Source organism: Streptomyces sp. NPDC050703, from assembly GCF_040654435.1.
GTDB lineage: Bacteria > Actinomycetota > Actinomycetes > Streptomycetales > Streptomycetaceae > Streptomyces.
Genome location: NZ_JBFAHX010000024.1, coordinates 12,893 through 36,576, shown reverse-complemented (window position 1 = coordinate 36,576; position 23,684 = coordinate 12,893). Strand labels below are relative to the sequence as shown.

Here is a 23,684-nt window from a genome sequence, read left to right as displayed (position 1 = left end):
GCCCGCGACGGCGTGGGAGCCGGACCCGTGGGCGCCGCAAAAGGTGTCCCTGGTGAAGCAGGAGCGCACCGAGCAGGCGCCGCGGCTCGCCGCCGTTGCGTGAGCGTGTGTTTGTGCTTTAGAGGACCTGGTGCATGTGAAGGCGCAGGTCAACTGGACCGGACGCAGCTCCATGGAGGTCGGCGTCCGGGTCCTGGCCGAGCGCTGGAACGAGTCGACGCCCGCCCAGCAGGTCGGCTCCGCCTATCTCGTCTTCGCCGCCGTCGACGCGGACGGCAAGCCGCGTACGGTCCCACCGGTCCTCCCCGAGACCGACCGCGACCGCCGCCGCTACCAGGAGGCCCAGATCCGCCGGACGCACCGCCTCGCGCGCCGCCGGGCGATCAAGGAGCTGCGGGAGGCCCGCGCCGCCGAGGGCTTCGACGACTGACGGCCACCCCTTCGCCGAGGCCCCCCGCGAGACTCAGGGGCAGGTGACCTGGTCCCCGGTGACGGCGCCGAACTCGCCCTGCAGCGTGTCCTCCGCCCGTACCGGACGCACCCCCTTGTAGTCCGCGCCCGCGATCACCTTCAGGACCGGGCCCTGGCCGTCGACCCTCCGCAGCTCGCAGCCCGGCAGGGCCGTCGCGAGGGTCTTGGCCGAGCGGTCCCAGCGAGGGTCGAAGGCGACGACGGTGCGCGGGGCCGGGGCCGTGGCGGCGTTCGGCGCGTCGGCCGGCGCCCCCGTGGTCAGGAACCCGGTGTCCCGCAGCGCCGCGTCGACGCGCTTGCCGAGCCCGGGCTTCGCCGTCCCGTTCTCCACCTGCACCTGGATCTGCTGCGGCGAGACGCTGACCAGCGTGGCCCTGTGCTTCTTGCCGTGCCCGGCCAGCGGCCGGTCCTCACGCAGCGCGTCGAACAGCTTCTCGGCCCTCACCGGGTCCCACTTCAGGGTCGAGCCGATGCCCGGCAGCGTCTCCGCCTCGGGGGAGAGCGGCACGGTCGTGAACTCCGACGACGACGGCGAGAAGCCCCGCATCGCCCGCCCCAGATCCAGCATCTCGCTCGTGCCGAAGCCCTTGTCCGCGCGGACCGAGCCCAGCAGGGTCCGCGTGACGTCGCGGAACTTGACCGGATTCAGCAGTACGCCACTGCTGGTCGCCTTCGCGATGAGCGCCGCGAGGAACCTCTGCTGGCGCTGCATGCGGCCGAGGTCGGAGGCCCCGTCGACGTAGCGCGACCGCACGTACTGCAACGCCTGGCCGCCGTTCAGCGCGTGCGTGCCGACCGGCAGGTCGAGGCCGGTGTGGGAGTCCTTCAGCGGCTTGGCCGTGCAGATGTCCACCCCGCCGAGCACGTCCACGGTCTTCATGAAGCTGAGGAAGTCGACCTCCAGGTAGTGGTCGATCTTCACCTTCGTCATGCTCTCGACGGTCCGCACCGTCAGATTCGGCCCGCCCTCCGCGAACGCCGCGTTCAGCTTGTTGGGATGCGGGTCGTGCCGCTTGCCGGTGGTCCTGTCGGTGTGCGCGGGCAGGTCGGCGTACGAGTCCCTGGGCAGGCTGACGACGCTCGCGCGGTCCCTGCTCTCCGAGATGTGCACGATCATGACCGTGTCCGTGCAGTGGCAGGGCGCGCCCCCGAGGCGGTACTTCGCCTTCTCCGCTGCCGTGATCTTGTCGCGGCCGTCGGTGCCGACCAGCAGGACGTTCGTGCCGTTGCCCGCGGGCGGCCGGTTCTTCATGTCCTTGAAGGCGTCGATCCGCTTGATCCCGGTGTCCAGCGTGGTGACCACGGAGTGCCCGATCCCCGCCGCGGCGAGCACGAAGACGGAACTCGTGAGCGCCATCCGCAGCCCCCAACGCGGCCGCTTCCGCCGCCCCGCGTGCTGCCGGGGAGCGGACCGGCGGGCCTGCGGCTGCGCCTCCTGCCGCGGCCGGGGGCGGCGCGGCGGGAAGGCGGGGCGGCGGGGCGGTGTGGGCACGTGGGTGACACCTCCGCGGATCACGGACCTGGGCCGGGGGTGGTCGGCGGCCGGGGGACCCGAGAAACGTAATGCCATACGAAATGCGGCCCGCGGTAGCGACCCGGACGGCGCGCGCCCGTGTCCCCCATTCGCGGTAACGTGACGCGTGATGAACGCGAAGTCCGAGGCCCAGCCTCCAGCCGTATCCGTGATCATGCCCGTTCTCAACGAGGAACGGCACCTGCGCGAGGCAGTCCACGCGATCCTGCGTCAGGAGTACGCGGGCGAGATGGAGGTCGTCGTCGCGCTCGGCCCCTCCACCGACCGCACGGACGAGATCGCCGCCGAGCTGGTCAGGGAAGACCCCCGGGTGCACACGGTGCCGAACCCGACGGGGCGCACCCCCGCGGCGCTGAACGCCGCCATCAAGGCCTCCCGCCACCCGGTCGTGGTGCGCGTGGACGGCCACGCCGCGCTCTCCCCGGGTTACATCACGACCGCCGTGCGCCTCCTGGAGGAGACCGGCGCGATGAACGTCGGCGGCATCATGCACGCCGAGGGCCAGAACGACTGGGAGCACGCGGTCGCCGCCGCCATGACGTCGAAGATCGGCGTGGGCAACGCCGCCTTCCACACCGGCGGCGAGGCCCAGCAGGCCGAGACGGTCTACCTCGGCGTCTTCCGCCGCGAGGCCCTTGAGCAGCAGGGCGGGTACAACGAGGAGTTCATCCGCGCCCAGGACTGGGAGCTGAACTTCCGCATCCGCGAGGCCGGCGGCCTCATCTGGTTCTCGCCCGAGCTGAAGGTCTCCTACCGCCCGCGGCCGAGCGTGCAGGCCCTCGCCAAGCAGTACAAGGACTACGGCCGCTGGCGCCACGTCGTCGCGCGCTACCACGAGGGCTCCATCAACCTCCGCTACCTCGCGCCGCCGACCGCCGTCTGCGCCATCGCGGCGGGCGTCGTCGTGGGCGCCGCCCTCACGCCGTGGGGCTTCGTGGTCCCCGGCGGCTACCTCGCGGCGATCGTGGCGGGCTCGGTCCCCGCGGGCAAGGGGCTGCCGCTGAAGGCGCGCCTGCGGATCCCGGTGGCGCTCGCGACGATGCACATGTCGTGGGGCTGGGGCTTCCTCACCAGCCCGCGCGCGCTGGCCAAGAAGGTCATCGCCTCGCGCCGCCCCGCGGTCCTCGGCGGTACGCAGGAGACGCAGCAGGCCTGAGCACCGGCACGGTGACGGCCGTGGCCCGGCTCCGCCCCTGAGGGCGGAGCCGGGCCACGGCCGTCCGTGCCACGGGCCTTCACCAGGTGAAGTTCGCATCCACCTTCATGCACGCCTTCTTGTCGGAGCCGCTGAGCGCGTCCGCCGACTCCGGCGTGGAGTCGTCCTTCTTCTTCGACTTGGGCGGCGCGTCACCCTCGCGCCAGTCGGCGCCGACGATCAGCGTCACCCCGGAGACGTCCGTGGACTTCTTCGCCGCGCTGAGCGGCAGGCCCAGGGACTTGGCGACCCGCTGGGCGTCGCCCTCCAGGTCGACGCTGGGGTAGCGCACGACGGTCTTCGCCTGCGTCAGGGCCGACGCGGTGTCCGGCGTCGCCTTCGCGAAACCCTTGCCGGCGAGGAGCTGCGCCACCGTGGTCGCCCGGCCGCTGACCGCGGGCTCCGCCGCCGTGCCCGTGCCGTTCTGGACCTGGATCGCGATCCGGTCGTCCGCCGCCGCCGGGTCGTCCGACGGCTTCTCCTTGGCCTTCTTCCCGCCCTTGCCGTCCAGGGGCACGTCGTCGCGGACCAGCCGGAAGAGCTGCTCGGCGTCGCCCGGCTTGGGGATGACGCGCGCGCCGACGTACTCGTACGGCATGGTCGTCATCGTCGTGCGCTCCGGTGAGACCTTCTTCAGCTCGTTGCCGAGGTCGTAGAGCTTCTTGATGCTGCCGAGCCCGTCGTCGACCTTGAGGGCGCTCGTGGCCTCCTCGGCGAGCCTGCGGAGCTGGTTCGGGCTGGTCAGGCTGGTGTTCTCGCGGAGCTTGCGGACCAGGGCGTTCATGTACATGTGCTGGGCCTTGGCGCGGCCGATGTCGCTGCCGTCCTCGAAGCCGTAGCGGGTGCGGAGCCACTGGAGCGCCTGCTCGCCCTGGATCTCCGTGGTGCCCTTCCTCAGCTTCAGGCCCGAGCCGTGGCCCTGGCTGTCGCGCGAGTGGATGTTCTTGTCCACGCAGACGGGTACGCCGCCGATGGCGTCGGCCATGGAGACCACGCCCGCGAAGTCGACCATCATGAAGTGGTCGATGTGGATGTTGGTGAGCTTCTCCCAGGTGGCGACGGTGCAGCCGGGGCCGCCGCGGCCGAGCGACTCGTTCGTCATGGTGCGCGGGCCGGTCTGCTCGTAGACCTTGCCGCCGTCGGGGTCCGTGCACTTGGGGATCTGGAGCAGGGTGTCGCGCGGCATGCTGACCACGGACATGTTGGTGCGGTCGGCCGAGAGGTGCAGCAGCATCTGGACGTCGGCGAGCGGCGGGGAGCCGAACGTGTCCTTCGCGCCGCCGAGCTTCTGGTTCTCCTTGGAGTCCCGGGCGTCCGAGCCGATGAGCAGGATGTTCAGGGGGGTCTGGCCCGCGGCGTTGGGCGTGGGCTCGGGGGCCCGGTGCTCGCCGAGGTTCAGGTCGTCGGTCTCCAGGTTGCCGTTGAGGTGCTGGTAGTAGAGGTAACCGGCGCCCGCCGTGCCCAGTATCAGCACCGAGAGGATCGTCGCCGACCAGCGCAGCACGCCGTGCTTGCGCCGCGTGGGCCGCCCGCCGCCCCCACCGCCGCGGCGGGCGTCGCCGTCGCCGGCGGGTGGTGCGCCGCCGCCCTTCTTCGCGCCGCCGCCCTTCCGCGAGCCCGCGCTCTTCCGCGAGCCCGCGGCCTTCCGCGCGCCCGCGCTCTTCTCGGCGCCGCCGCTCCTCTTCGCACCGGTGCTCTGCTCGGCGCCGGCGCGGCTGCCCTCGGGGGAACCGCCGGGACGCGCCTCGCCCTCGTGCGGTTCCCCGTCCCAGCCGTGATCACTGGCGTGCGGGGCGCGTTTCTCCGCCCCCTCCTTACGCACGCTGCTCTGCCTCATCCCCAGCCCCTCCCCGCCCCGTTCCCGAACTGCGCCCGCTCCGCGACGCCTTGGCTCATTGTTAGACGCAGAACGACCGCTTCAGGTCACTTGGCGCACACAGTCTTGTCGGCTTCGACTTTCTGAATGCCCTCTGGTGCCTTGGACGGCGCGGCGATGGGCTCCCCCGCCTCCTTGAAGTCGCTGCCGAGCGTCAGCTTCATGGCGGGAAGCCCCTGTGCGTTCTTCTCACGATTGCCCGGCTTCAGGGCGGAGGCGGGCAGACCCATGATGTCGGCGAGCCGACGGGCCTGGTCCGCCTCGCCGGCGCCGTACTCAAGAGTCGTCTTCTTGATCACGGCGGACGCGTTCCCCAACTGACTGGACTTCAGCACGCCCTCATTGTTCTGCAGCCACGTGAGAGTTTTCTGAGCGGCGCCGGTCTTGCCGCTGCCGTTGTAGATGTCCACGCGGACGTCGGAGGGGTCGGCCTTGGGGCCCTTGAGGCGGGCGGCCACCTCGGCCTTCTCCTTCTTCTTCACCTCGGTCAGCGACTGGTCGGCGCGCATCATCGCGAAGAGCGGCTTGGCCTTGGCCTCGTTGAGCACGACCGTCGTGTGCACCTTCTCGGCCGGGTTGTCGACCACCGGCGTCGTGGCGAAGCTCAGGTTCTTCACGTCGAGCTTGCCGAGCTCCATGCCGAGGTCACGGAGCTTCATGATGTCCCCGATCGTGGAGTCGACCGTGAGCGCCTTGGTGCCCGCCTCGGCGAGGCTGAACATCTTCTTCGGGTTGGTGAGCGTGTCGTTCGACTTCAGCTTGCGCATCAGCGAGCTGAGGAACTGCTGCTGGAGCTCGATCCGGCTCAAGTCGCCGCCGGTGCCCACCGAGTGGCGGGTGCGGACGAACGCCAGCGCCTCCTCGCCCTCGATGGTGTGCTCGCCCGCCGACAGCTTGAGGTGCGAGTCCGGGTCGTCGATGTCCTTGGCGAGGCAGACGTCCACACCGTCCACCGCGGACGAGAGCGTCTTGACCGCGTTGAAGTCGGCCACCATGAAGTGGTCGAGTTTTATCCCCGTGATCTCGGTGACCGTGCGCATGGTGCAGCTCGGCGTGCGGTTCTGCTGCCCCAGGCTCTCGTTGAACCGGACGTTCTTCGAGCCGGGGATGGTCTTCGTGCTGCCGTCCTTCTGCGTCGTCGGGCAGTCGGGGATGTCGGTGATCATGTCGCGCGGAATGCTCAGCGCGGTCGCGTTGGAGCGGTCCTTGGAGACGTGCAGCAGGATCGTGGTGTCGGCGTGCCCGAGGCTGCCCGCGTCGCCGTAGCCCTCGTTGCCGTCACCGCTGCGCTTGTCCGTGCCCACCAGCAGGATGTTGATGGCCCGGTCCTTGCTGAAGCCACCGGTGCCCGCGCCGTCGTCGGCGAGCGTATTGATGTTGTCGTTGAGGTGCTGGTAGTAGAGATAGCCCCCCACGCACCCGGTGACCAGCAGGAACGCCAGCGAGCCACCGGTCCACACCAGGATCTTCTTGCCCTTGGACTTCTTCGGCCGCTGCTTGCGCCTGCCGCCGGCGGCCTCCGGCTCCTTGACCCGGCGCCTGCGCTGCCCCGGCACCTCGCGGCGCTCCTCGCGCTCGCGCTGACGCGGACGGTCGCCGTTCGGCGCGGGGCGGCCGCGGCCTCTCTGGCGGGACGCTGGTCCACGGGGTCCGGGAACCGTCGACTGCCCAGCGGAAGGGCTCAGTCGCAATTCGTAATCACCGGTTTCCGGGTTGAGCACCCACTGGTCGGCGGGATCGATGTTCTCCGCCCGCCCGTCTCCCGTCGCCGCCCTTTCGGAGAAGTCGCTGCGCTCTCCCCTGCTGGGCCCACGGCCTTGCGCGTCCACGGTTGTCTGCGTCCTCCGTCGGGGCCACGCGGCGCCTTTTCCCCTCAAGAAGGCGCTCGGTCATTCGTCTCAGCGGTGCGCGGCCGAGAGGCCCGGCGCACCGGATCGCTCACACTATCCGCCCAGTTCAGCGCCGGACGACGCCGGTGACAAATTCCACTCCCCTACAACTGGGCAATCCGCCCTATTTCTTTGTGCGGAGCGGCTCCCCCTTGAAGATCGCTTTACTCGCAGGGCGGTTCGGCGGCCGTGTTGCCCTGGAATGTCGGTGCGGGCGACTGCGCGGGTGTGGGGTCGTCGGGCCTGTCGTCGGTGACGTTCTCGGCCGGCCGCTCGGGGTCCCGCGGCACCACCGCCACGGGGCCGTCGGTGCGGAGCCGGGTGAAGAGTTTCTCCGCGGCGGGCTCGACCAGCTCGTCGCGGTTCACGTCGTAGGCGTACGACTTCCTGGGAACGGTCAGGAACTGCACCCGTTCCGTGGGGATGTCGCGCATCCCACGCACCAGGTCGTACAGACCCCGGAGGCTGGCCAGTGCCGGGTCGGTCGTCAGCGAGGAAGTGGCCGCGTCGAGCACGGGATAGAGCTTCCCCGGATTCAGCAGGACGTCATTGCTGCGGACCTTCTTGACGAGCGCTCCGAGGAACTCCTGCTGCCGGTCCATCCGGTCGGTGTCGCTGCCGCCGCCGACGCTCTTGCGGGCCCTGACGAAGCCGAGCGCCTGTTCCCCGTCGAGGGTCCGCAGGCCGGGCGCGAGGTCCACCTGGGCGTCGGGGTCGGAGATCGGTGCGGTGAGGCAGACCTCGACGCCGTCCACGGCGTCGACCATGTCCTTGAACCCCGCGAAGTCCACGACCATGTGGTGGTCGACGCGGATTCTGGTCAGCTTCTCGACGGTACGGATCGTGCAGGCCGTTCCGCCGAACTCGTAGGCCCAGTTGAACTGGGCGAACCGGGGCCGGGTCCGCGAGCCGTCCGGCGTGCGGCAGCCGGGGATGTCCACCATCAGGTCCCGCGGGATCGACACGGCGGTCGCGCTCTGCCGGTCGGCGGCCAGGTGCAGCAGGATCGTGGTGTCCGAGCGCTGGGTGCCGGGGTCCTTGCCGTACTTCCGGTTGCCCTCGCCCGCGCGCGTGTCGGAGCCGATGACCAGGATGTTCTGCGCGTCGTGCACCAGGGGCGTCGGGCGCTCCTTCTCGTACCGTTCGAGCTCGGCGGCGGCGTCGGTGTCCCGGGTGATGTTGCCGTCGAGCTTCTTGTACGCCGCCCATCCCAGGCCGGCCGTGGCGAGCACGAGGACGGACACGCCGAGCCCCGCGGAGTGCAGCCAGCGGCGCCTGCGCCGCCCGAGGCCCACCCCGGTGGGTGTCGCGCCCGCGCCGGGACCCTGGGGCGCCCGCCGGTCCGGCGGGGCGCCCCGGTCTCCCGGTGTCCCCTCCGGCCCGGCGGGCGAGCCTGCGGTGTCGGTCACGTGGGCGTCCACCCCTCATGGCTGCGTCGGTACGTGGTGCGTACCTACGACCATGGCCCGGCGCGGCACCCGGGGCCTCTGGGCCCGGGGCCCGCGTGGGCCGGACGGGGGACGGGACGGGGTGGGCGCGGGGCGCGGGCCGGCGGGCATCCGCCCCGCCGGCGGCGCGCGTCAGCCCGCGGTCGACGTCACGCGTTCGTCCTCGATCCGCTTCGCGAGGCCGTCCGGGGCGAGCCGGTCGAGGTTGCGGCAGAGCACCACGGAGCCGCCCGCCACGAGCGCCGCGTAGAGCCCGGCGCTCAGGCCGCGCCAGTCGGTGTACGGCAGGCCGGACAGGACGCGCGACCCGGGGCCGAGCCCCTGCCCCGAGGCGTCGGCGCGGGCCCGCTCCACGACCTCGGCGCCGGTCAGCTCCTCCCCGGCGACCGCGAGGGCGGGCCCGGCCGGGTCGACGGGGGCGAAGGGCACGAACTGGTCGCCCTGCCCCGGCACCTCGACCGCGTAGTCGGCGAAGCCCTCGGGCGGCTGCGGGAAGCGCCCGCCGAGCGGCCGCAGCGCGAGCGCGACGCGCTCCCCGGAGCAGACGCGCGCGACGTCCAGCGTGTCGGGACCGCTGACGACGAGGTCCGCCGCCGTCGGGTCGCCGCCCACGTCCGCGACCACGCCCACCGACGAGCAGGCGAGCAGCCAGACGGCCGTCTGCCAGTGCGCGGGCAGCAGCAGCGCGACGCGGTCGCCGGGTTCGGCGGCGAGATCGCCCTGGAGCAGATTGGCGGTCTTGGCCACCCAATTGGCGAAGGTGGCCACGGACAATTCCACGCGCTCACCCGTGGCGTCGTCGTAGAAGGTGACCAGGGGGCGGCCCGGATCGGCGGCGAGCGCGGATCGCAGCAGGTCGGCAGGGGTGCGGTCGTTGGCGTTCACGGGCGCAAGGGTACGCGGACGCGTCGGCGCCCGGGGGGCTCGCGGGAGAGCGGGCAACACGCGGCGGCCACTTGCGGCCGATGACCCGTCAAATCCGCAATGGACAGATATGTTCAGCTATGCCAAACATCACTTGTATGCGTGGATTCCTTGCTTCCTCGATCGGCGTCACGTGCGCGGCCGCCCTTGCCCTGCCCCTCACCCTGCCCACGGCCGGCGCCCGGGCCGCGACGCCGGGCGCCCAGCCGCCCGCCGCGGACGCGGTACCCGGCACCACCCAGTCGCTTCCGCTCGGACCGCTGGACCACCGGCGCTCCGCGGGGCCCGCGGAGGCGCGCGAACAGGGCCTGAGCCGGCGCGACGTACGCCCGTACTCCCTGGTCGGCGTCGTCTGGGACGACCCGGACGACGAACTGCACGGGACCGTCCAGGTCCGCACCCGGCCGGCCGGCGGCTCCGTCTGGTCGGACTGGCGGGACGTCGAGACGCACAACCACGAGCACGCGGCCGACCCGGACGCCGCCGAGCGTGCCGAGGGCCGGGTCCGCGGCTCGACGGCGCCGCTGTGGGTCGGTGACTCCGACGGCGTGGAGATCCGCGTCCGCCCGGAGACCGCCACCGGCGCGGACCGCGCCACGGCTCCGGGCCTGCCCGGGGGCCTGCGGCTCGAACTCGTCGACCCCGGGGACGAGACCCCGCCCGGAACCACCACCGCCCAGAGCACCGCCAACCAGGGCGCCACGACCCTCGGCACCTCGATCCAGGGCGCCCTGCCGCTCGGCGCCCTGTCCGAGGCGTCGCAGGCCGTCGGCCTGAGCGTCGAGGCCGCCGCCGCGTCGACCGCGAACTCGCAGCTCGCCCCCCTCGGCGCCACCGTCATCCCGGAGCTGACGAAGCAGCAGACCGAGGCCGCCCTGACGGCGCGGGACGGTGAACCCGGGGCGGCCAAGGCCAAGCCCTACATCGGTCCCCGCCCGCGCATCGTCACGCGCAAGGGCTGGGGCGCCGACGAGAAGCTGCGGGAGAGGAACTTCGCGTACACCAAGACCGTGAAGGCCGCGTTCCTGCACCACACCGCGACCGGCAACAACTACTCCTGCCGGCAGGCGCCGTCCGTGCTCCGCAGCATCTACCGCTACCACGTCAAGAGCAGCGGCTGGCGCGACCTCGGCTACAACTTCGCGATCGACAAATGCGGAAACATCTACGAAGGCCGTGCCGGAGGTGTGGCCAAGGCGGTCCTCGGGGCCCACACTCTCGGTTTCAACACCTACACCACAGGGATCGCCGTCATCGGCACGTACAGCGGCACCAATCCGCCGAAGGCGGCCGTGAGCGCCATCTCCCGGCTGACGGCCTGGAAGCTCGGGCTGCACGGCCGCGACCCGAGCGGCACCACCACGTTGAAGTCGGGCGGTGGCAACCTGTACAAGAAGGGCGCGAACGTCCGGCTCCGGGTGATCTCGGGGCACCGGGACGGGTTCGCCACGGCATGCCCCGGCTCCCGTCTGTACAAGAAGCTCGGCACGACCCGGTCCACCTCGGCCCGCCTCCAGGGCCGCTGAGACCGGCCGCACGGCACTTATCGCACTATCTGCACGATCTGCACAGCCGTCTGCATACACTGGCCGGCCGAAACTCAAGTTCGGCCGGCCCCAGCAGGAAGCAGAGACGACAGGTGACAGAAGCGATCCTCCTGGTCGGCGGCAAGGGAACCCGGCTGCGACCCCTCACGGTCCACACCCCCAAGCCGATGGTTCCGGCGGCGGGCGTCCCGTTCCTCACCCACCAGCTCGCGCGGGCCCGCGCGGCGGGCGTGGAGCACATCGTCCTCGCCACCTCCTACCTGGCCGAGGTCTTCGAGCCCCACTTCGGCGACGGCTCGGAACTCGGCCTCCACATCGAGTACGTGACGGAGACCGAACCGCTCGGCACGGGCGGCGCCATCCGCAACGTGGCGTCGCGGCTGCGCTCGGGGCCCGACGAACCGGTCCTGATCTTCAACGGCGACATCCTCACCGGCCTGGACATCCGCGCCCTCGTCCGCACCCACGAGACGTCGGGCGCGGACGTCTCCCTCCATCTGACCCGGGTCGAGGACCCCAGGGCGTACGGCCTGGTACCCACCGATCCGACCGGCAGGGTCACGGCGTTCCTGGAGAAGCCGCAGACCCCGGAGGAGATCGTCACCGACCAGATCAACGCCGGCGCGTACGTCTTCCGGCGCTCGGTCATCGACACGATCCCCGCGGGCCGCCCCGTCTCGGTCGAGCGCGAGACCTTCCCCGACCTGCTGTCCCGCGGAGCCCACCTCCAGGGCATGGTCGACTCGACGTACTGGCTCGACCTGGGCACGCCCCAGGCGTTCGTACGCGGCTCCGCCGACCTCGTCCTCGGCCGCGCCCCGTCCCCCGCGGTCCCCGGCCGCCACGGCGAGCACCTGGTCCTGCCCGGCGCCTCGGTCGCCCCCGACGCCAAGCTCACCGGCGGCACGGTGATCGGCGCGGACGCCCTGATCGGCGAGGGCGTGCGGATCGCGGGCAGCACGGTCCTCGCGGGCGCGGTCGTCGAACCGGGAGCGGTGATCACCGACTCCCTGATCGGCGCGGGCGCGCGGGTCGGCGCCCGATCGGTGCTCTCGGGAGCGGTCGTCGGCGACGCGGCGACCGTCGGCGCCGACAACGAACTCCGCGAGGGCGTCCGCGTCTGGTGCGACGCCCGGCTGCCGCAGGGGGCGGTCCGCTTCTCCTCGGACCAGTGACGGCTGCTCCACGGACCTCTGCAAGAACGTATCTCCGCCACGCGTGCCGGTCACGGGACCGGCGGCCACCCCTTACCCTCGAAGGAATGTCGTCCCGTTTCGCCCCGCGCCCCCCTCGCACCCCGGTGCGCGGTGGCGGAACGGCCGTACCCGGGGGCGTCCCGCGCCAGGCCCAGGCGTCCCGGGGCCGCACCTGGCAGCCGCCCTTCCCGCTGGACCTCGGCCTGACCCTCGGCCCCCTGCGGCGGGGCCCCGGCGACCCCACCTTCCGTACGGCGCCCGACGGCTCGGTGTGGCGCGCGAGCCGCACGCCCGAGGGCCCGGGGACGCTCCGGGTGGCGATGCGCTCCGGCACGGTGGAGGCCGAGGCCTGGGGCGAGGGCGCCGACTGGCTCCTGGCCCACCTGCCCGCCCTCCTCGGCGAGGCGGACGACCCCGCGTCCTTCGCACCCCGCCACCGCCTCGTCGCGGCCTCCGCCCGCCGCCGGCCCGGGCTGCGCCTGGTGCGCTCGGGCCTGGTCCTCGAATCCCTGATCCCGTCGGTCCTGGAACAGAAGATCACGGTGGAGGAGGCCTACCGGGCCTGGCGCCTCCTGGTCCGCGGCCACGGCGAGCGCGCCCCCGGACCCCACCCGGACCTGTACGTGATGCCGGCCCCCCGCACCTGGGCGCTGATCCCCTCCTGGGAGTGGCACAAGGCGGGCGTGGACGACAAGCGGGCGTCGACGATCCTGCGTGCGGTACGGGTGGCGCGGCGCCTGGAGGAGGCGGCCCTCATGGAGCCGCCGCAGGCGCGGGCCCGCCTGGAGCTGATCCCGGGCATCGGCCCCTGGACCTCGTCGGAGACCGTCCAGCGCACCAACGGGGCCGCCGACACGGTGACCGTGGGCGACCTCCACCTGCCGGGCATCATCGGCCACGCCCTGGCGGGCGACCGCGACGCGGACGACGAGGAGATGCTCCGCCTCCTGGCTCCCTACGAGGGCCACCGCCACAGGGCGGCCCGCCTGATCCTCCTGACGGGCCACACCCCCGCCCGCAGGAAACCGAAGATGCCGAGGACGAACATCGCGCTGCTCTGACGGGGCGGGGCCGGCGAGCGAGGCGGAGCCGTCTACCGGACGGTGATGAAGTCCCCCGGGTCCCGCGGCACCCGCGCCGGGGGCGAGGCCGCCGGGTGGCCCACGGCCACCGCTCCCATGGGCTCCCAGGAGCCGGGCAGCCCGAGCGCCTCCCGCACGACGTCCCGGCAGAACATCGTCGAGGAGACCCAGGCGGAGCCGAGCCGCTCACCGGCCAGCGCGACCAGGAAGTTCTGCACCCCGGCCCCGGCCGACACGACGAACATCTCCCGCTCGGCGGTGTCCCGCCGATCGTCCCCGTACGCGTGGGCGCCGTCCGTGACCATGCAGGGCACCACCAGGCAGGGAGCCTTCCGCAGCAGGTCCCCGCGCCGCACCCGCCGGGCGACGGCCTCCTCGGACCTGCCGTCCCGCCGCAGGTCCGCGACCCACGCGTCCCGCATCGCGTCGAGCAGCCCGGTCCGGGCCGCCGCGGACTCCAGGAGCACGAACCGCCACGGCGTCGTGTGGTGCGGCGCGGGCGCCGTGACCGCCGCCGCGACGGCGCGGCGCACGGCCCCGGGATCGACCGCCTCGTCCGTGAACTCCCGCACGGTCCGCCGGAGCGTCACCGCCTCCCGCACCGCTTCGGACGTCCCGAGCCGGAACATGTCGTCCCGCGCGTCACGCACCAGCGCCCGCGCCCCCTCCTCGGCGGGGTCGACGACATGCGGCAGCCCCCGTACGACGGCGACGGGCAGCCCCGCGGCCTTGCCCTTGACGAGGTCGCCCGCGGCGGCCAGCTCGTCGGCGGTGGCGACGACGGTCGCGCTCAGCGGATTGCCGTGCGCGTCGGTCCCGCCCCGCAGGTCGTCGAGGACCCGCACGCCCGCCGCCCCGATGGCGACGTCGGTGAGCCCGGCGCGCCAGGGCCGCCCGAAGGTGTCGGTGACGACGACCCCGACGTCCACGCCGAGCGCGTCCCGCACCCCGTCCCGCACGGCACGGGCCGAGGCGTCCGGGTCCGCAGGCAGCAGGAGCACCGTCCCCGACGGTGTGTTCGAGGCGTCGACCCCGGCGGCGGCCATCACGAGCCCCTGCCGGTTCTCCACGATCCGCAGGGAGCCGCGGCGCGCCACGACCCGCACGGTCTCCGCGTCGATGGCCGCCTCGCGGTCCTCCGCCTCGACGACACGGCCCTCGGCCTTGCTGACGATCTTGGAGGTGACGAGGAGCACGTCCCCGTCGGCGAGGCCCGGCTCGGCGGCGACGATCATCTTGGCGAGGTCGTCGCCCCGGCGCACCTCGGGCAGTCCGGGCACGGCCCAGACGCGGTAGGACGGCGGGGTCACGTCCTGACCTCCGCGGCGAGGGCGAGGGCCTGCCGGGCCATCTCGGCGGTGGCGTCGGCGTCGGTCATCATCAGCGGGATGGCGCGGCAGCGGATACCCGCGCTCTCCACCCGCTCCACGACGCCCGCGTCCACGGTGTCGACGAGCCAGCCGTCGAGCAGTCCGCTGCCGTAGTGTTCGGCGACGGCGGCGGCGCTGGTCTCCACGCCGACGGCGGCGAGCACCTTGTCGGCCATGCCCCGCACGGGCAAGTCGCCCACGATGGGGGAGAGCCCGACCACCGGCACGCCCGCGTCGGCGATGGCCTCGCGGATGCCGGGCACGGCGAGGATGGTCCCGACGCTCACCACGGGGTTGGACGGCGGGAAGAGCACGACGTCGGCCTCGGCGATGGCCTTGAGGACGCCGGGTGCGGGCTTGGCCTGCTCGGCGCCGACGGGCACCACGGCGTGCGCGTCCACGGAGGCCCGCATCCGCACCCAGTACTCCTGGAAGTGCACGGCCTTCTGCTCGCCGTCGACCGTGACGGCCACGTGGGTCTCGACCCGGTCGTCGGACATCGGGATGAGCCGCACCCCGGGCCGCCACCGCTCGCAGAGCGCCTGCGTGACGGCGCTGAGCGGATATCCGGCGCCCAGCATCTGCGTACGGACGATGTGCGTGGCGAAGTCGCGGTCGCCGAGCCCGAACCACTCGGGCCCGACGCCGTACGCCGCGAGCTCTTCCTTGACCTTGAACGTCTCGTCCGTACGCCCCCAGCCCTGTTCTTCGTTGATGCCGCCGCCGAGCGTGTACATCACGGTGTCCAGGTCGGGGCAGACCTTCAGCCCGAACAGGTGGATGTCGTCACCGGTGTTGCCGATGACCGTGATGTCCGCGTCGGGCGCGGCCTTCTTGAGCCCGCGGAGGAAACGGGCGCCGCCGATGCCACCGGCCAGAACCACAATGCGCATGCGTCCAGCATGTCAGGCGGGTACGACAGTCCGTCAGGCGGTCACGGCACTCGCGGTGGTGGTGCCCGCGCCGACGGCGGCGCACCGCGCGGCGTGCATCGGCATCTCGGTCAGGCCGGGGAAGTAGACGTGCAGGCTGACGGCCGGTTCGAGGGAGTCGTTGACGACCTCGTGGACGTAGCCCGGCGCGAAGACGCGCTGCGCGCCCGCCGCGAGCGCTTTCGCGCCCCGGTGTGTGCGCTCGGTCAGTTCGCCGTCCAGGACGGTGAGCACCCCGGACGAGCGCCCGTGGCCGTGCGGGCCGCTGCCCTGTCCCGGCACCCAGGAGAGCAGCCACACCTCGTAGCCGGGACCGGTCCGCAGGCGGTGGTACCAGCGGGTGACGGCGTCGTACCGGACGAGGTGCTCCCAGCGGGAGCGGTCGGCGGCGATGGCGCGGGCCAGGCCGACGAACTCGGCCACGGTCTCGGGGTGCTCACGGGCGGGCTGCAGGAGGTGGGGGACCTCAAGGAGGTCGCCGGCGATCTGGAGGTCGCTGTCGCTGTTCATCGTGCGGTGGTTCCTCGGCGTGAGAGTGCTGGGTGTCACGGGGGACGGGCGGAGCGCGGCATCACGGGAAGCGGGTGGAGCGGGTGAAACGGCTCCGCGGGCGGAGGGCGCGTACGCCCTGCCGACGGGGCTCCGCGCGAGGGAGGCCCTATGGGGTCTGTGCGCGGAGGGCTCGACAGCTGGAAGGGATCAACAGCTGGAGCAGGAACAGCAACAGCGCGCGTGGGCAGCGTCGACGGAGCCGCTGGTGCGGTTCGTCGAAAGAGCCAGATTCGCGAGCATGCCCACCAGAACAGCGGCTCACACCTCTGATGTCAACTTGATGTCCGTTATGTGAGACCTGTTTCACCTCATCCGGTTGATCTGTCAGGTGAAAGGTTTGTGCACCCGACTCTCCGGACACATGGCGCAGCAACCGGCACTCAAACATCCACGTCTTGTCCGATGTGGGCGCGGCGGGTGCCGGCGGGCCGCTGCCTGCTGACGAATGTCATAGGTTATGCCGATTTGAACACTTACTGCATAGCCTTGGTTCCGCAGAGTGAATAAGGGGCCCAATAGCAGATCTCGGCTTGACTGGCCCGGATCGGCACACTTGTAATTTCACTCGTGTCGTTCAGCCGAAATCGGTAGCGGCAGCACCACGGGGACGCACAGACAGACGAGGGGCGCACATGACCGAGCTGGTTCAGGAACTGCTGGTCGAGGACGCGGACGAGGAACTCGGCTGGCAGGAGCGCGCGCTGTGCGCCCAGACCGACCCCGAGTCCTTCTTCCCCGAGAAGGGCGGCTCCACGCGCGAGGCCAAGAAGGTCTGTCTCGCCTGCGAGGTCCGCTCCGAGTGCCTCGAATACGCGCTCGCGAACGACGAGCGCTTCGGCATCTGGGGCGGCCTCTCGGAGCGCGAGCGCCGCCGCCTGAAGAAGGCCGCGGTCTGACGCGAACGGACATACGAGCCCGTGCCGCCGCCGACCGATCCGGCGCACATCCCCGTCGGACGCACCTCTGCCAACGGCCCGTCACCCGTGGGTTATCCACAGGCGGCGGGCCGTCCTGTTGCCAGCCGTTAGTGTGGGGCCCCGTCCGAGACGCCCCGTCGCCCCCGCAGGGCGCGGGCGTTTACCGCAGTCCATCGAACCGGGGCCCGTACCTCGATGTCCGTGCACAGCCATCCGGCAGCCCACCACGACGCTGCCGCCCCTGAGTTCCCGCGGCACGTCGTGACCGCCGTCCTGGTCTCCCACGACGGCGCGCGCTGGCTGCCCGACGCCCTGGCCGGGCTGCTCGGCCAGGAGCGGCCCGTGCAGCACGCCGTGGCCGCCGACACCGGCAGCGCGGACGACTCCGCCCGCCTCGTCACCGAGGCCCTCGGCCCCGACCACGTGCTGCACCTCGCCCGGCGCTCCGGCTTCGGCACCGCCGTGGAAGAAGCCGTCCGCGCCGCCCGGGTGCCGACCCCCGAAGAACTGCCGTACCTGAAACGGCCGAGCGGCTGGGACCCCGTCACCAGGACCTGGCGCGACGACGCCTACGACCTGCCCGAACTGCCGCACGGCGAGCCGGTGCAGTGGCTCTGGCTGCTGCACGACGACTGCGCGCCCGAGCCCGACGCCCTCGCCGAACTGCTGCGCGCCGTGGAGAACGAACGCGAGCTGGGCAAGGACGTCGCCGTCGTCGGCCCCAAGCTCCGCGGGTGGTACGACCGCAGGCAGCTCCTGGAGGTCGGCGTCTCCATCGCCAACAGCGGCCGCCGCTGGACCGGCCTCGACCGCCGCGAGCAGGACCAGGGCCAGCACGACCACGTCCGTCCCGTCCTGGCCGTCTCCACCGCGGGCATGCTCATCCGCAGGGACGTGTACGAACAGCTCGGCGGCTTCGACCGCGGCCTGCCGCTGATGCGCGACGACATCGACCTCTGCTGGCGCGCGCACGCCGCGGGCCACCGCGTCCTGGTCGCCCCCGACGCCGTCGTACGGCACGCCGAGGCCTCCTCGCGCGAGCGCCGCACCGTCGACTGCGTCGGCCGCACCGCGACGTCGCCGCACCGCGTGGACAAGGCGGGCGCCGTCTACACCCTGCTCGTCAACGCCCGGTCGGGCGTGCTGCCCTGGGTGCTCGTCAGAATCGTCCTCGGCACCCTCCTGCGCACCTTCGTGTACCTCGTCGGCAAGGCCCCGGGACAGGCCCTCGACGAGATCGCTGGCCTGCTGACCGCGGTCCTGCGGCCGGGCCGGCTCCTGGCCGCCCGCAAGCGGCGCGGCAAGTCCGCCCTCGACGCCGGTGAGCTGCGGGCCCTGTTCCCGCCACCGGGCGCGACCGTGCGGGCCACGGTCGAACAGACCGCCGGCGGCCTCTTCGGCAGCTCGGACGCCGAGGCCCCGGCGGGCGCCGGACGGCACGGCGCCGTCGAGTCCGGACCCGGCGGCGACGACGCCGACTTCCTGGAGATCGAGCAGTTCGCCCGCCTCAAGCGCGTCGCCCGCAAACCGGGACCGATGCTCTTCGTCGTCCTGCTCTTCGTCTCGCTCATCGCCTGCCGCGCCCTGCTCGGCGGCGGCGCCCTCGCCGGCGGCGCCCTGCTGCCCGCGCCCGCCGACTCGGCGGAGCTGTGGGCCCGCTACCTGGACGGCTGGCACCCCGTCGGCACGGGCGGCACCCAGCCCGCCCCGCCGTACGTGGCACTCGTCGCCGCCCTCTCCTCGCTCCTCCTCGGCTCCACCGGGCTCGCCGTCACCCTGCTGCTCGTCGCCTCGGTGCCCCTCGCGGGCTTCACCGCGTACTTCGCCTCGCGCCCGCTCGTCACCTCACGGCTGCTGCGCGCCTGGGCCTCCATCGCCTACGCCTTCCTGCCCGCCGTCACGGGCGCGCTCGCGGGCGGGCGCATCGGCACCGCGGTCCTCGCCGTCCTGCTGCCGCTCATCGCGCGCGCGGGCATCGCGGCGAGCGGCCTCGCCACGTCCGGTGACGCGCGCGGCACCTGGCGCGCCACCTGGGCGTACACCCTGCTCCTGACCCTGGCCACCGCCTTCACGCCGGTCGTCTGGCCGATCGCCCTGGTGCTCGGCCTCGCGCTCCTCGTGGTGCGCCGCCGCGACCTCACGGCCTACGGACCGCGCTTCCTCGCCGCGCTCGGCACCCCGCTGCTCGTCCTCGCGCCCTGGTCGCTCACGCTGCTGCCGTTCGGCTTCTTCACCGAGGCGGGCCTGGAGTTCGGCGCCGGTTCCGCGAGCGCGTTCGACCTGCTCGGGGCGAGCCCCGGCGGCCCCGGCACCGTCCACGGACTGCTGCTCATCGGCATCGTCCTCGCCGCGCTCGGCGCCCTGCTCCGCACCGAACGGCAGCGAGCGGTCCGCACCGCCTGGTGCGCCGCCCTGGTCTCCCTGGTCTTCGCCGCCCTGTCGAACGCCTCGGCGTGGGCCGGACCCGCCACCCTGGCATACGGCATCGCGCTCCTCGCCGCCGCCGCGCTCGGCGCCGACGGGGCACGCGCGCGCGTCGCCGAGCAGAGCTTCGGCTGGCGTCAGCCCGTGGCCGCCCTCATCGCGTTCGCCGCGGCGGCCGGGCCGCTGCTCGTCGCCGCCGGGTGGATGATCCGCGGCGCCGAAGGTCCGCTGGAGCGGCGGGACCCGGTGCAGGTGCCGGCGTTCGTCGCGGAGGAGAGTGGCACCCAGGACCAGGCCCGCACCCTCGTGCTCGACAGCGACTCGGCCGCCCGGGTCTCGTACACCCTGGCCCGCGGCTCCGGCGCCCGGCTCGGTGACGCCGAACTGGCCGCGGCCGCCGGTCCCGACGACAGGCTCGACAAGATCGTCGCCCGCCTCGTCGCGGGCTCCGGCGCCGACCAGGCCGACCAGCTCGGCGGCTTCGCCGTGCGCTACGTCCTCGTACGCGAGGGCGCGCCGCGCCAGATGAGCCGCACCCTGGACGCGACGCCCGGCCTGACCCGGCTCAGCCAGGAGGACGGCAGCGCCCTGTGGCGCGTGGACCGGCAGGTCTCCCGCGCCGCCATCGTCCCGAAGGAGGGCGACCCCGAGCCCGTCGCCGCTGGCCCCGTCGAACTGCACACGAAGATCCCCTCGGGCGAGTCCGGCCGCGTGCTGCGGCTCGCCGACGCGGCGGCCCCCGGCTGGACGGCGACCCTCGACGGCCGCCCGCTCACCCGGACCACCCTGGACGGCTGGGCCCAGGGCTTCGAACTGCCCACCGCGGGCGGCCGCCTCGACGTGACCTACGACGCGCCGCTCGGCCACTCCGCCTGGCTGTGGGCGCAGGGCGCGCTCGCCGTCGTCCTCGTCGTCCTCGCCCTGCCGGGACGCCGCCGTGACGTCGACGACGACCTGCCCGACGAGCCCGCCGCCGCGGACCGGGCGGCCGAGGGCGAGGGCCGCAGGGCGCGCAGGCTGCGGGCCCAGAGCGAGCAGGCCGCGCAGGAGGCGGGCCAGGACGTACCGTCTCCGCCCTCGCACGAACCCCCGCCGGCGGTCCCGCACCAGCAGGGCTGGGACGCGCCCGCCCCCGTGGGGGCCGGCCAGGGCACGCACGAAGGCCACGAGGGCGCGCAGGGGCACGAGCAGCTCCACCAGAGCGGCGCGTACCCGCCCGGGACGTACGGACAGCCGGCCTACCAGGCGGACGCCTACCAGCCGGATGCCTACCAGCCGGCCGCCTACCAGGGCGGGCAGGCGTATGAGGGCGGGCAGGTCCACGCGGGCGGACAGTACGACCCCTACGCCTCCTACGGAGGGGCGAGCGGGGGCTACGGCGGCGATCAGCAGTACAACGGCGCCTACGAAGACCCGTACGAGCAGCGGCGGCCCCCGATGCCGCCCCCGCCCCCGCAGCCGCCCCACGGCACCGACAGCGAGCGCCCCGACGGGAGCCAGCAGTGAACCGCACCACCCAGTCCCTCATCGCCGTGGTCGTCGTCCTCGGCGCCGTCACCGGGTACGCCGCGTCGGCCGGCACCGGCGGCACGGACGACGGCAAGGCGAAGGCCGCCGCGCGGCTGCCCGTCGAGCGCACCAGCCTGCTCTGCCCGGTGCCCAGCGGCTCCGACCTCGCCGAGACGACGTACACCGCGTACACCCCGAAGTCGCGCGGCACCGAGGGCACGGGCGGGGCGGAGCTCGTGCCGGTCCTCAAGCAGCTCACGGACGCCCCCGAGGAGCACGGCAAGGGCAAGGACGCCAAGCCCTTCCTGACCCAGGAGAAGCAGGGCGAGGCGGTCGGCGGCGAGCAGTCGGGGGCCGAGGCGCCCGCGCTCATCGGCACCGCCGACGGCCCGCTCGCCCCCGGCTGGACCGTCCAGCAGACCACCACGTACGCGGCGGGCAGCGGCCGCGGCGCCCAGGGCACCAACTGCACCGCGCCGGACACCGACTTCTGGTTCCCCGGCGCCAGCTCCGCCAAGGACCGCAGCGACTACGTCCACCTGACGAACCCGGACGACTCCGCGGCCGTCGTCGACGTCGAGCTGTTCGGCCCCGACGGCGAGGTCACCTCCGAGGTGGGCGAGAACATCCAGGTCCAGCCGCACTCCAGCGTCCCCGTGCTGCTCTCCACGCTCGCCGACAAGGCGTACCCGAACCTCACGATGCACGTGACCGCGCGCACCGGCCGGGTCGCGGCGGCCGTGCAGTCCTCCGACGAGAAGCTGGGCGGCGACTGGCTGCCCGCCGCGGCCGACCCGGCGAGCAGCGCCGTCCTGCCCGGCATCCCCAAGGACGCCACCTCGGTGCGCCTCGTCGCCTTCACGCCGGGCTCCGAGGACGCGGACGTGAAGATCCAGCTCGCCTCGCCGACCGGCACGATCACTCCGGCGGGACATGAGTCCCTGCACGTCAAGGCCGGTATGACGGCGGCGGTCGACCTCGATGACCTCACCAAGGGGGAGGCCGGTTCGCTGCTGCTCTCGCCGACCGACAAGGCGGTGCCCGTGGTGGCCGCCCTGCGCGTCACCCGCGGCAAGGGCAGCCGTCAGGAGACGGCGTTCATCCCGGCGACCGCACCGGTCGCCGCGCGGTCGACGGTCGCCGACAACCGCGCCGAGGGATCGACGCTCTCCCTGGTGGCACCGGAGAAGTCGGCCGAGGTGAGGGTGACGGCCTCACCGGGCACCGAGGGCGGCTCGCCCGCCACGAAGACGTACACGGTCAAGGGCGGCACGACCCTGGAGGTCGACCCGCCGAAGCCCCAGGGCCTGAAGGGCACGTACGCCCTCACGGTGGAGACCGTGTCCGGCGGTCCGGTCCACGGGTCGCGGATGCTGGCCCTGCCCGAGGGGGGCATCCCGATGTTCACCGTCCAGACGCTGCCGGACGACCGGGGGACCGTCTCCGTGCCCGAGGCGGAGCGGGATCTGCGGGTGCTGCAGAAGTGAGCCGCGGGGAGGGGCGGGGCCGGCCGGGCACGAGAACGCGGGCCTCAGTCCCCTCCAACCCTCTCCGGTCCCCGCAGTCCCGTCCTGGCCCTCTCAGATCCCCGCAGTCCCGTCCTGGTCCCCTCCGGCCTTCTCAGTCCTCGTCCCCGTAGCGCGGGTCGACCGACTCGGGGGAGAGGCCGAGCAGGTCGGCCACCTGCTCGACGACGACCTCGTGCACCAGGGCCGCGCGCTCGTCGCGGCCCTTGGTGCGGATCTCCACCGGGCGGCGGTAGATCACCACACGGGCGGGCCGCCCCTCGGCCGCCGTGATGGCGCCGCCCAGCGGCACGACCTCGTCGCGCCACTCCGCGTCCCGGCCACCGGGGCCGCCGAGGGGCGGCACTTCGAGTACGAGGAAGTCGATCTCCGCGAGCTGCGGCCAGCGCCGTTCGAGACGCTCCACGGAGTCCTGCACGAGATCCGAGAAGGCCTCGGCACGGCTCGCCGAGAGCGGCACCTGCGGCGGCGCCACGGGGCCGCGCATGCCCCTGCCGTGGCGGTCGCGACGGCGGGGCCTCGGTTCTCCGGAGGGGGGCTGTACGTCGTCCATCACTGACGCAGCGTAGTCCCCGAGATCGCCCTTTCCGTACGGAGCGCGGCATGTCGCTTCCTGACCGGTCATGCCCGGGTTGGACTCGATTACGTATCCTTCCGCGACCGTCCTGGCCGTGCCAAATGACTCGATTCGCGCCATGTGGTGACCGGATTCAGTACCAGCAGCCCCTGCGGTCACTGGCGTCCCCGCAGGTCAACGAGGTGCGTCAGGGTCACTCCCGCCCCGGGCGCACGACGCGACACGGTGGGGTGACGTCGTCGAGAGTCGTCGCGGCCCGCTCAAGAGTGCGGTACCGTCCAACGCTGTGAGCCCTGTACGTCGCTGTTCGCGCACCGCTTGCGGCCGTCCCGCCGTCGCGACGCTGACGTACGTCTACGCCGACTCGACCGCGGTCCTCGGCCCCCTCGCCACCTACGCCGAACCCCACTGCTACGACCTGTGCGCCGAGCACTCCGAGCGCCTGACCGCGCCCCGCGGCTGGGAGGTCGTCAGGCTCGCCCACGCCTCGGGCCCGGCGCGCCCCTCCGGCGACGACCTCGAAGCGCTCGCCAACGCCGTGCGGGAGGCCGCCCGCCCGCAGGACCGGGCCGCCGAGGGCGGCGGACCGCGCGCCGCGGACCCCATGGAGGTCGCCCGCCGCGGCCACCTCAGGGTGCTGCGGTCACCGGATTCCTGACGTCCGGGACTTCTGAAGTCCGGGACTTCTGAAGTCCGGGACTTCTGACGCCCAGGA

General features: G+C 73.1%; 17 protein-coding genes and 1 pseudogene. 9 read left to right on the top strand and 9 right to left on the bottom strand.

The features are described from left to right. Positions 1-124: 124 nt before the first annotated feature. A pseudogene (locus AB0I16_RS22210) lies at positions 125-430 on the top strand (acyl-CoA thioesterase); the annotation flags it as partial. A 33-nt stretch (positions 431-463) separates the two neighbouring features. Here AB0I16_RS22210 and AB0I16_RS22205 read toward each other — a convergent pair. Further along, positions 464-1,963 (bottom strand): LCP family protein, encoded by a 1,500-nt coding sequence (locus AB0I16_RS22205; RefSeq protein WP_363251194.1) that lies wholly within the window; start codon positions 1,961-1,963, stop codon positions 464-466. A gap of 151 nt (positions 1,964-2,114) precedes the next feature. On the opposite strand from AB0I16_RS22205, the gene AB0I16_RS22200 reads away from it, so the two are divergent. Further along, positions 2,115-3,161 carry a glycosyltransferase family 2 protein gene (locus AB0I16_RS22200; RefSeq protein WP_363251193.1) on the top strand — a complete coding sequence of 349 codons (1,047 nt, stop codon included), beginning with the start codon at positions 2,115-2,117 and terminating at the stop codon, positions 3,159-3,161. A 79-nt stretch (positions 3,162-3,240) separates the two neighbouring features. On the opposite strand, the gene AB0I16_RS22195 is transcribed toward AB0I16_RS22200, so the two are convergent. The 4 genes from AB0I16_RS22195 to AB0I16_RS22180 form a co-directional block, all read right to left on the bottom strand. Beyond that, positions 3,241-5,037, bottom strand: a complete 1,797-nt coding sequence (locus AB0I16_RS22195) for an LCP family protein (protein WP_363251192.1) — start codon at positions 5,035-5,037, stop codon at positions 3,241-3,243. Between the two features lie 86 nt (positions 5,038-5,123). Next, positions 5,124-6,632 (bottom strand): LCP family protein, encoded by a 1,509-nt coding sequence (locus AB0I16_RS22190; RefSeq protein WP_363251191.1) that lies wholly within the window; start codon positions 6,630-6,632, stop codon positions 5,124-5,126. 497 nt (positions 6,633-7,129) lie between these two features. Continuing rightward, positions 7,130-8,260, bottom strand: coding sequence for an LCP family protein (locus tag AB0I16_RS22185; protein ID WP_363251270.1), 1,131 nt, complete (start codon positions 8,258-8,260; stop codon positions 7,130-7,132). 285 nt (positions 8,261-8,545) lie between these two features. Then, entirely contained in the window at positions 8,546-9,298 is a 753-nt protein-coding gene (locus AB0I16_RS22180) for a TIGR03089 family protein (RefSeq protein ID WP_363251190.1), read from the bottom strand. A gap of 137 nt (positions 9,299-9,435) precedes the next feature. Here AB0I16_RS22180 and AB0I16_RS22175 point away from each other — a divergent pair, with 137 nt between their 5' ends. The 3 genes from AB0I16_RS22175 (at position 9,436) to AB0I16_RS22165 (ending at position 13,141) form a co-directional block, all read left to right on the top strand. After that, entirely contained in the window at positions 9,436-10,863 is a 1,428-nt protein-coding gene (locus AB0I16_RS22175; RefSeq protein ID WP_363251189.1) for an N-acetylmuramoyl-L-alanine amidase, read from the top strand. 113 nt (positions 10,864-10,976) lie between these two features. Further along, positions 10,977-12,059 (top strand): NDP-sugar synthase, encoded by a 1,083-nt coding sequence (locus tag AB0I16_RS22170; protein WP_363251188.1) that lies wholly within the window; start codon positions 10,977-10,979, stop codon positions 12,057-12,059. Between the two features lie 86 nt (positions 12,060-12,145). Next, the gene (locus AB0I16_RS22165) at positions 12,146-13,141 is read left to right on the top strand and encodes a DNA-3-methyladenine glycosylase 2 family protein (protein WP_363251187.1); all 996 of its coding nucleotides are present in this window, start codon (positions 12,146-12,148) and stop codon (positions 13,139-13,141) included. 32 nt (positions 13,142-13,173) lie between these two features. On the opposite strand, the gene AB0I16_RS22160 is transcribed toward AB0I16_RS22165, so the two are convergent. From AB0I16_RS22160 to AB0I16_RS22150, 3 genes are read right to left on the bottom strand one after another with little or no spacing between them, the layout of a single operon-like run. Then, entirely contained in the window at positions 13,174-14,472 is a 1,299-nt protein-coding gene (locus AB0I16_RS22160; RefSeq protein WP_363251186.1) for a coenzyme F420-0:L-glutamate ligase, read from the bottom strand. Beyond that, positions 14,469-15,425, bottom strand: coding sequence for a 2-phospho-L-lactate transferase (gene cofD, locus AB0I16_RS22155; protein ID WP_363251185.1), 957 nt, complete (start codon positions 15,423-15,425; stop codon positions 14,469-14,471). The genes AB0I16_RS22160 and cofD overlap by 4 nt, the downstream gene beginning before the upstream one ends. A gap of 33 nt (positions 15,426-15,458) precedes the next feature. Beyond that, positions 15,459-15,974: a cysteine dioxygenase family protein gene (locus AB0I16_RS22150; RefSeq protein ID WP_363251184.1), complete on the bottom strand. Its 516-nt coding sequence runs from the start codon at positions 15,972-15,974 to the stop codon at positions 15,459-15,461. A 674-nt stretch (positions 15,975-16,648) separates the two neighbouring features. Between AB0I16_RS22150 and AB0I16_RS22145 the strand changes: the two genes are divergently transcribed. From AB0I16_RS22145 to AB0I16_RS22135, 3 genes are all read left to right on the top strand, one after another. After that, positions 16,649-16,912: a WhiB family transcriptional regulator gene (locus AB0I16_RS22145; protein WP_016642094.1), complete on the top strand. Its 264-nt coding sequence runs from the start codon at positions 16,649-16,651 to the stop codon at positions 16,910-16,912. 216 nt (positions 16,913-17,128) lie between these two features. Next, the gene (locus AB0I16_RS22140; RefSeq protein ID WP_363251183.1) at positions 17,129-20,863 is read left to right on the top strand and encodes a glycosyltransferase family 2 protein; all 3,735 of its coding nucleotides are present in this window, start codon (positions 17,129-17,131) and stop codon (positions 20,861-20,863) included. Next, positions 20,860-22,353 carry a DUF5719 family protein gene (locus tag AB0I16_RS22135; protein ID WP_363251182.1) on the top strand — a complete coding sequence of 498 codons (1,494 nt, stop codon included), beginning with the start codon at positions 20,860-20,862 and terminating at the stop codon, positions 22,351-22,353. Before AB0I16_RS22140 ends, AB0I16_RS22135 begins: the two co-directional genes overlap by 4 nt. A 133-nt stretch (positions 22,354-22,486) precedes the next feature. On the opposite strand, the gene AB0I16_RS22130 is transcribed toward AB0I16_RS22135, so the two are convergent. Further along, positions 22,487-22,945 (bottom strand): metallopeptidase family protein, encoded by a 459-nt coding sequence (locus AB0I16_RS22130; protein WP_363251181.1) that lies wholly within the window; start codon positions 22,943-22,945, stop codon positions 22,487-22,489. 310 nt (positions 22,946-23,255) lie between these two features. Between AB0I16_RS22130 and AB0I16_RS22125 the strand changes: the two genes are divergently transcribed. After that, positions 23,256-23,627 carry a DUF3499 domain-containing protein gene (locus tag AB0I16_RS22125; protein ID WP_363251180.1) on the top strand — a complete coding sequence of 124 codons (372 nt, stop codon included), beginning with the start codon at positions 23,256-23,258 and terminating at the stop codon, positions 23,625-23,627. Positions 23,628-23,684 lie beyond the last annotated feature (57 nt).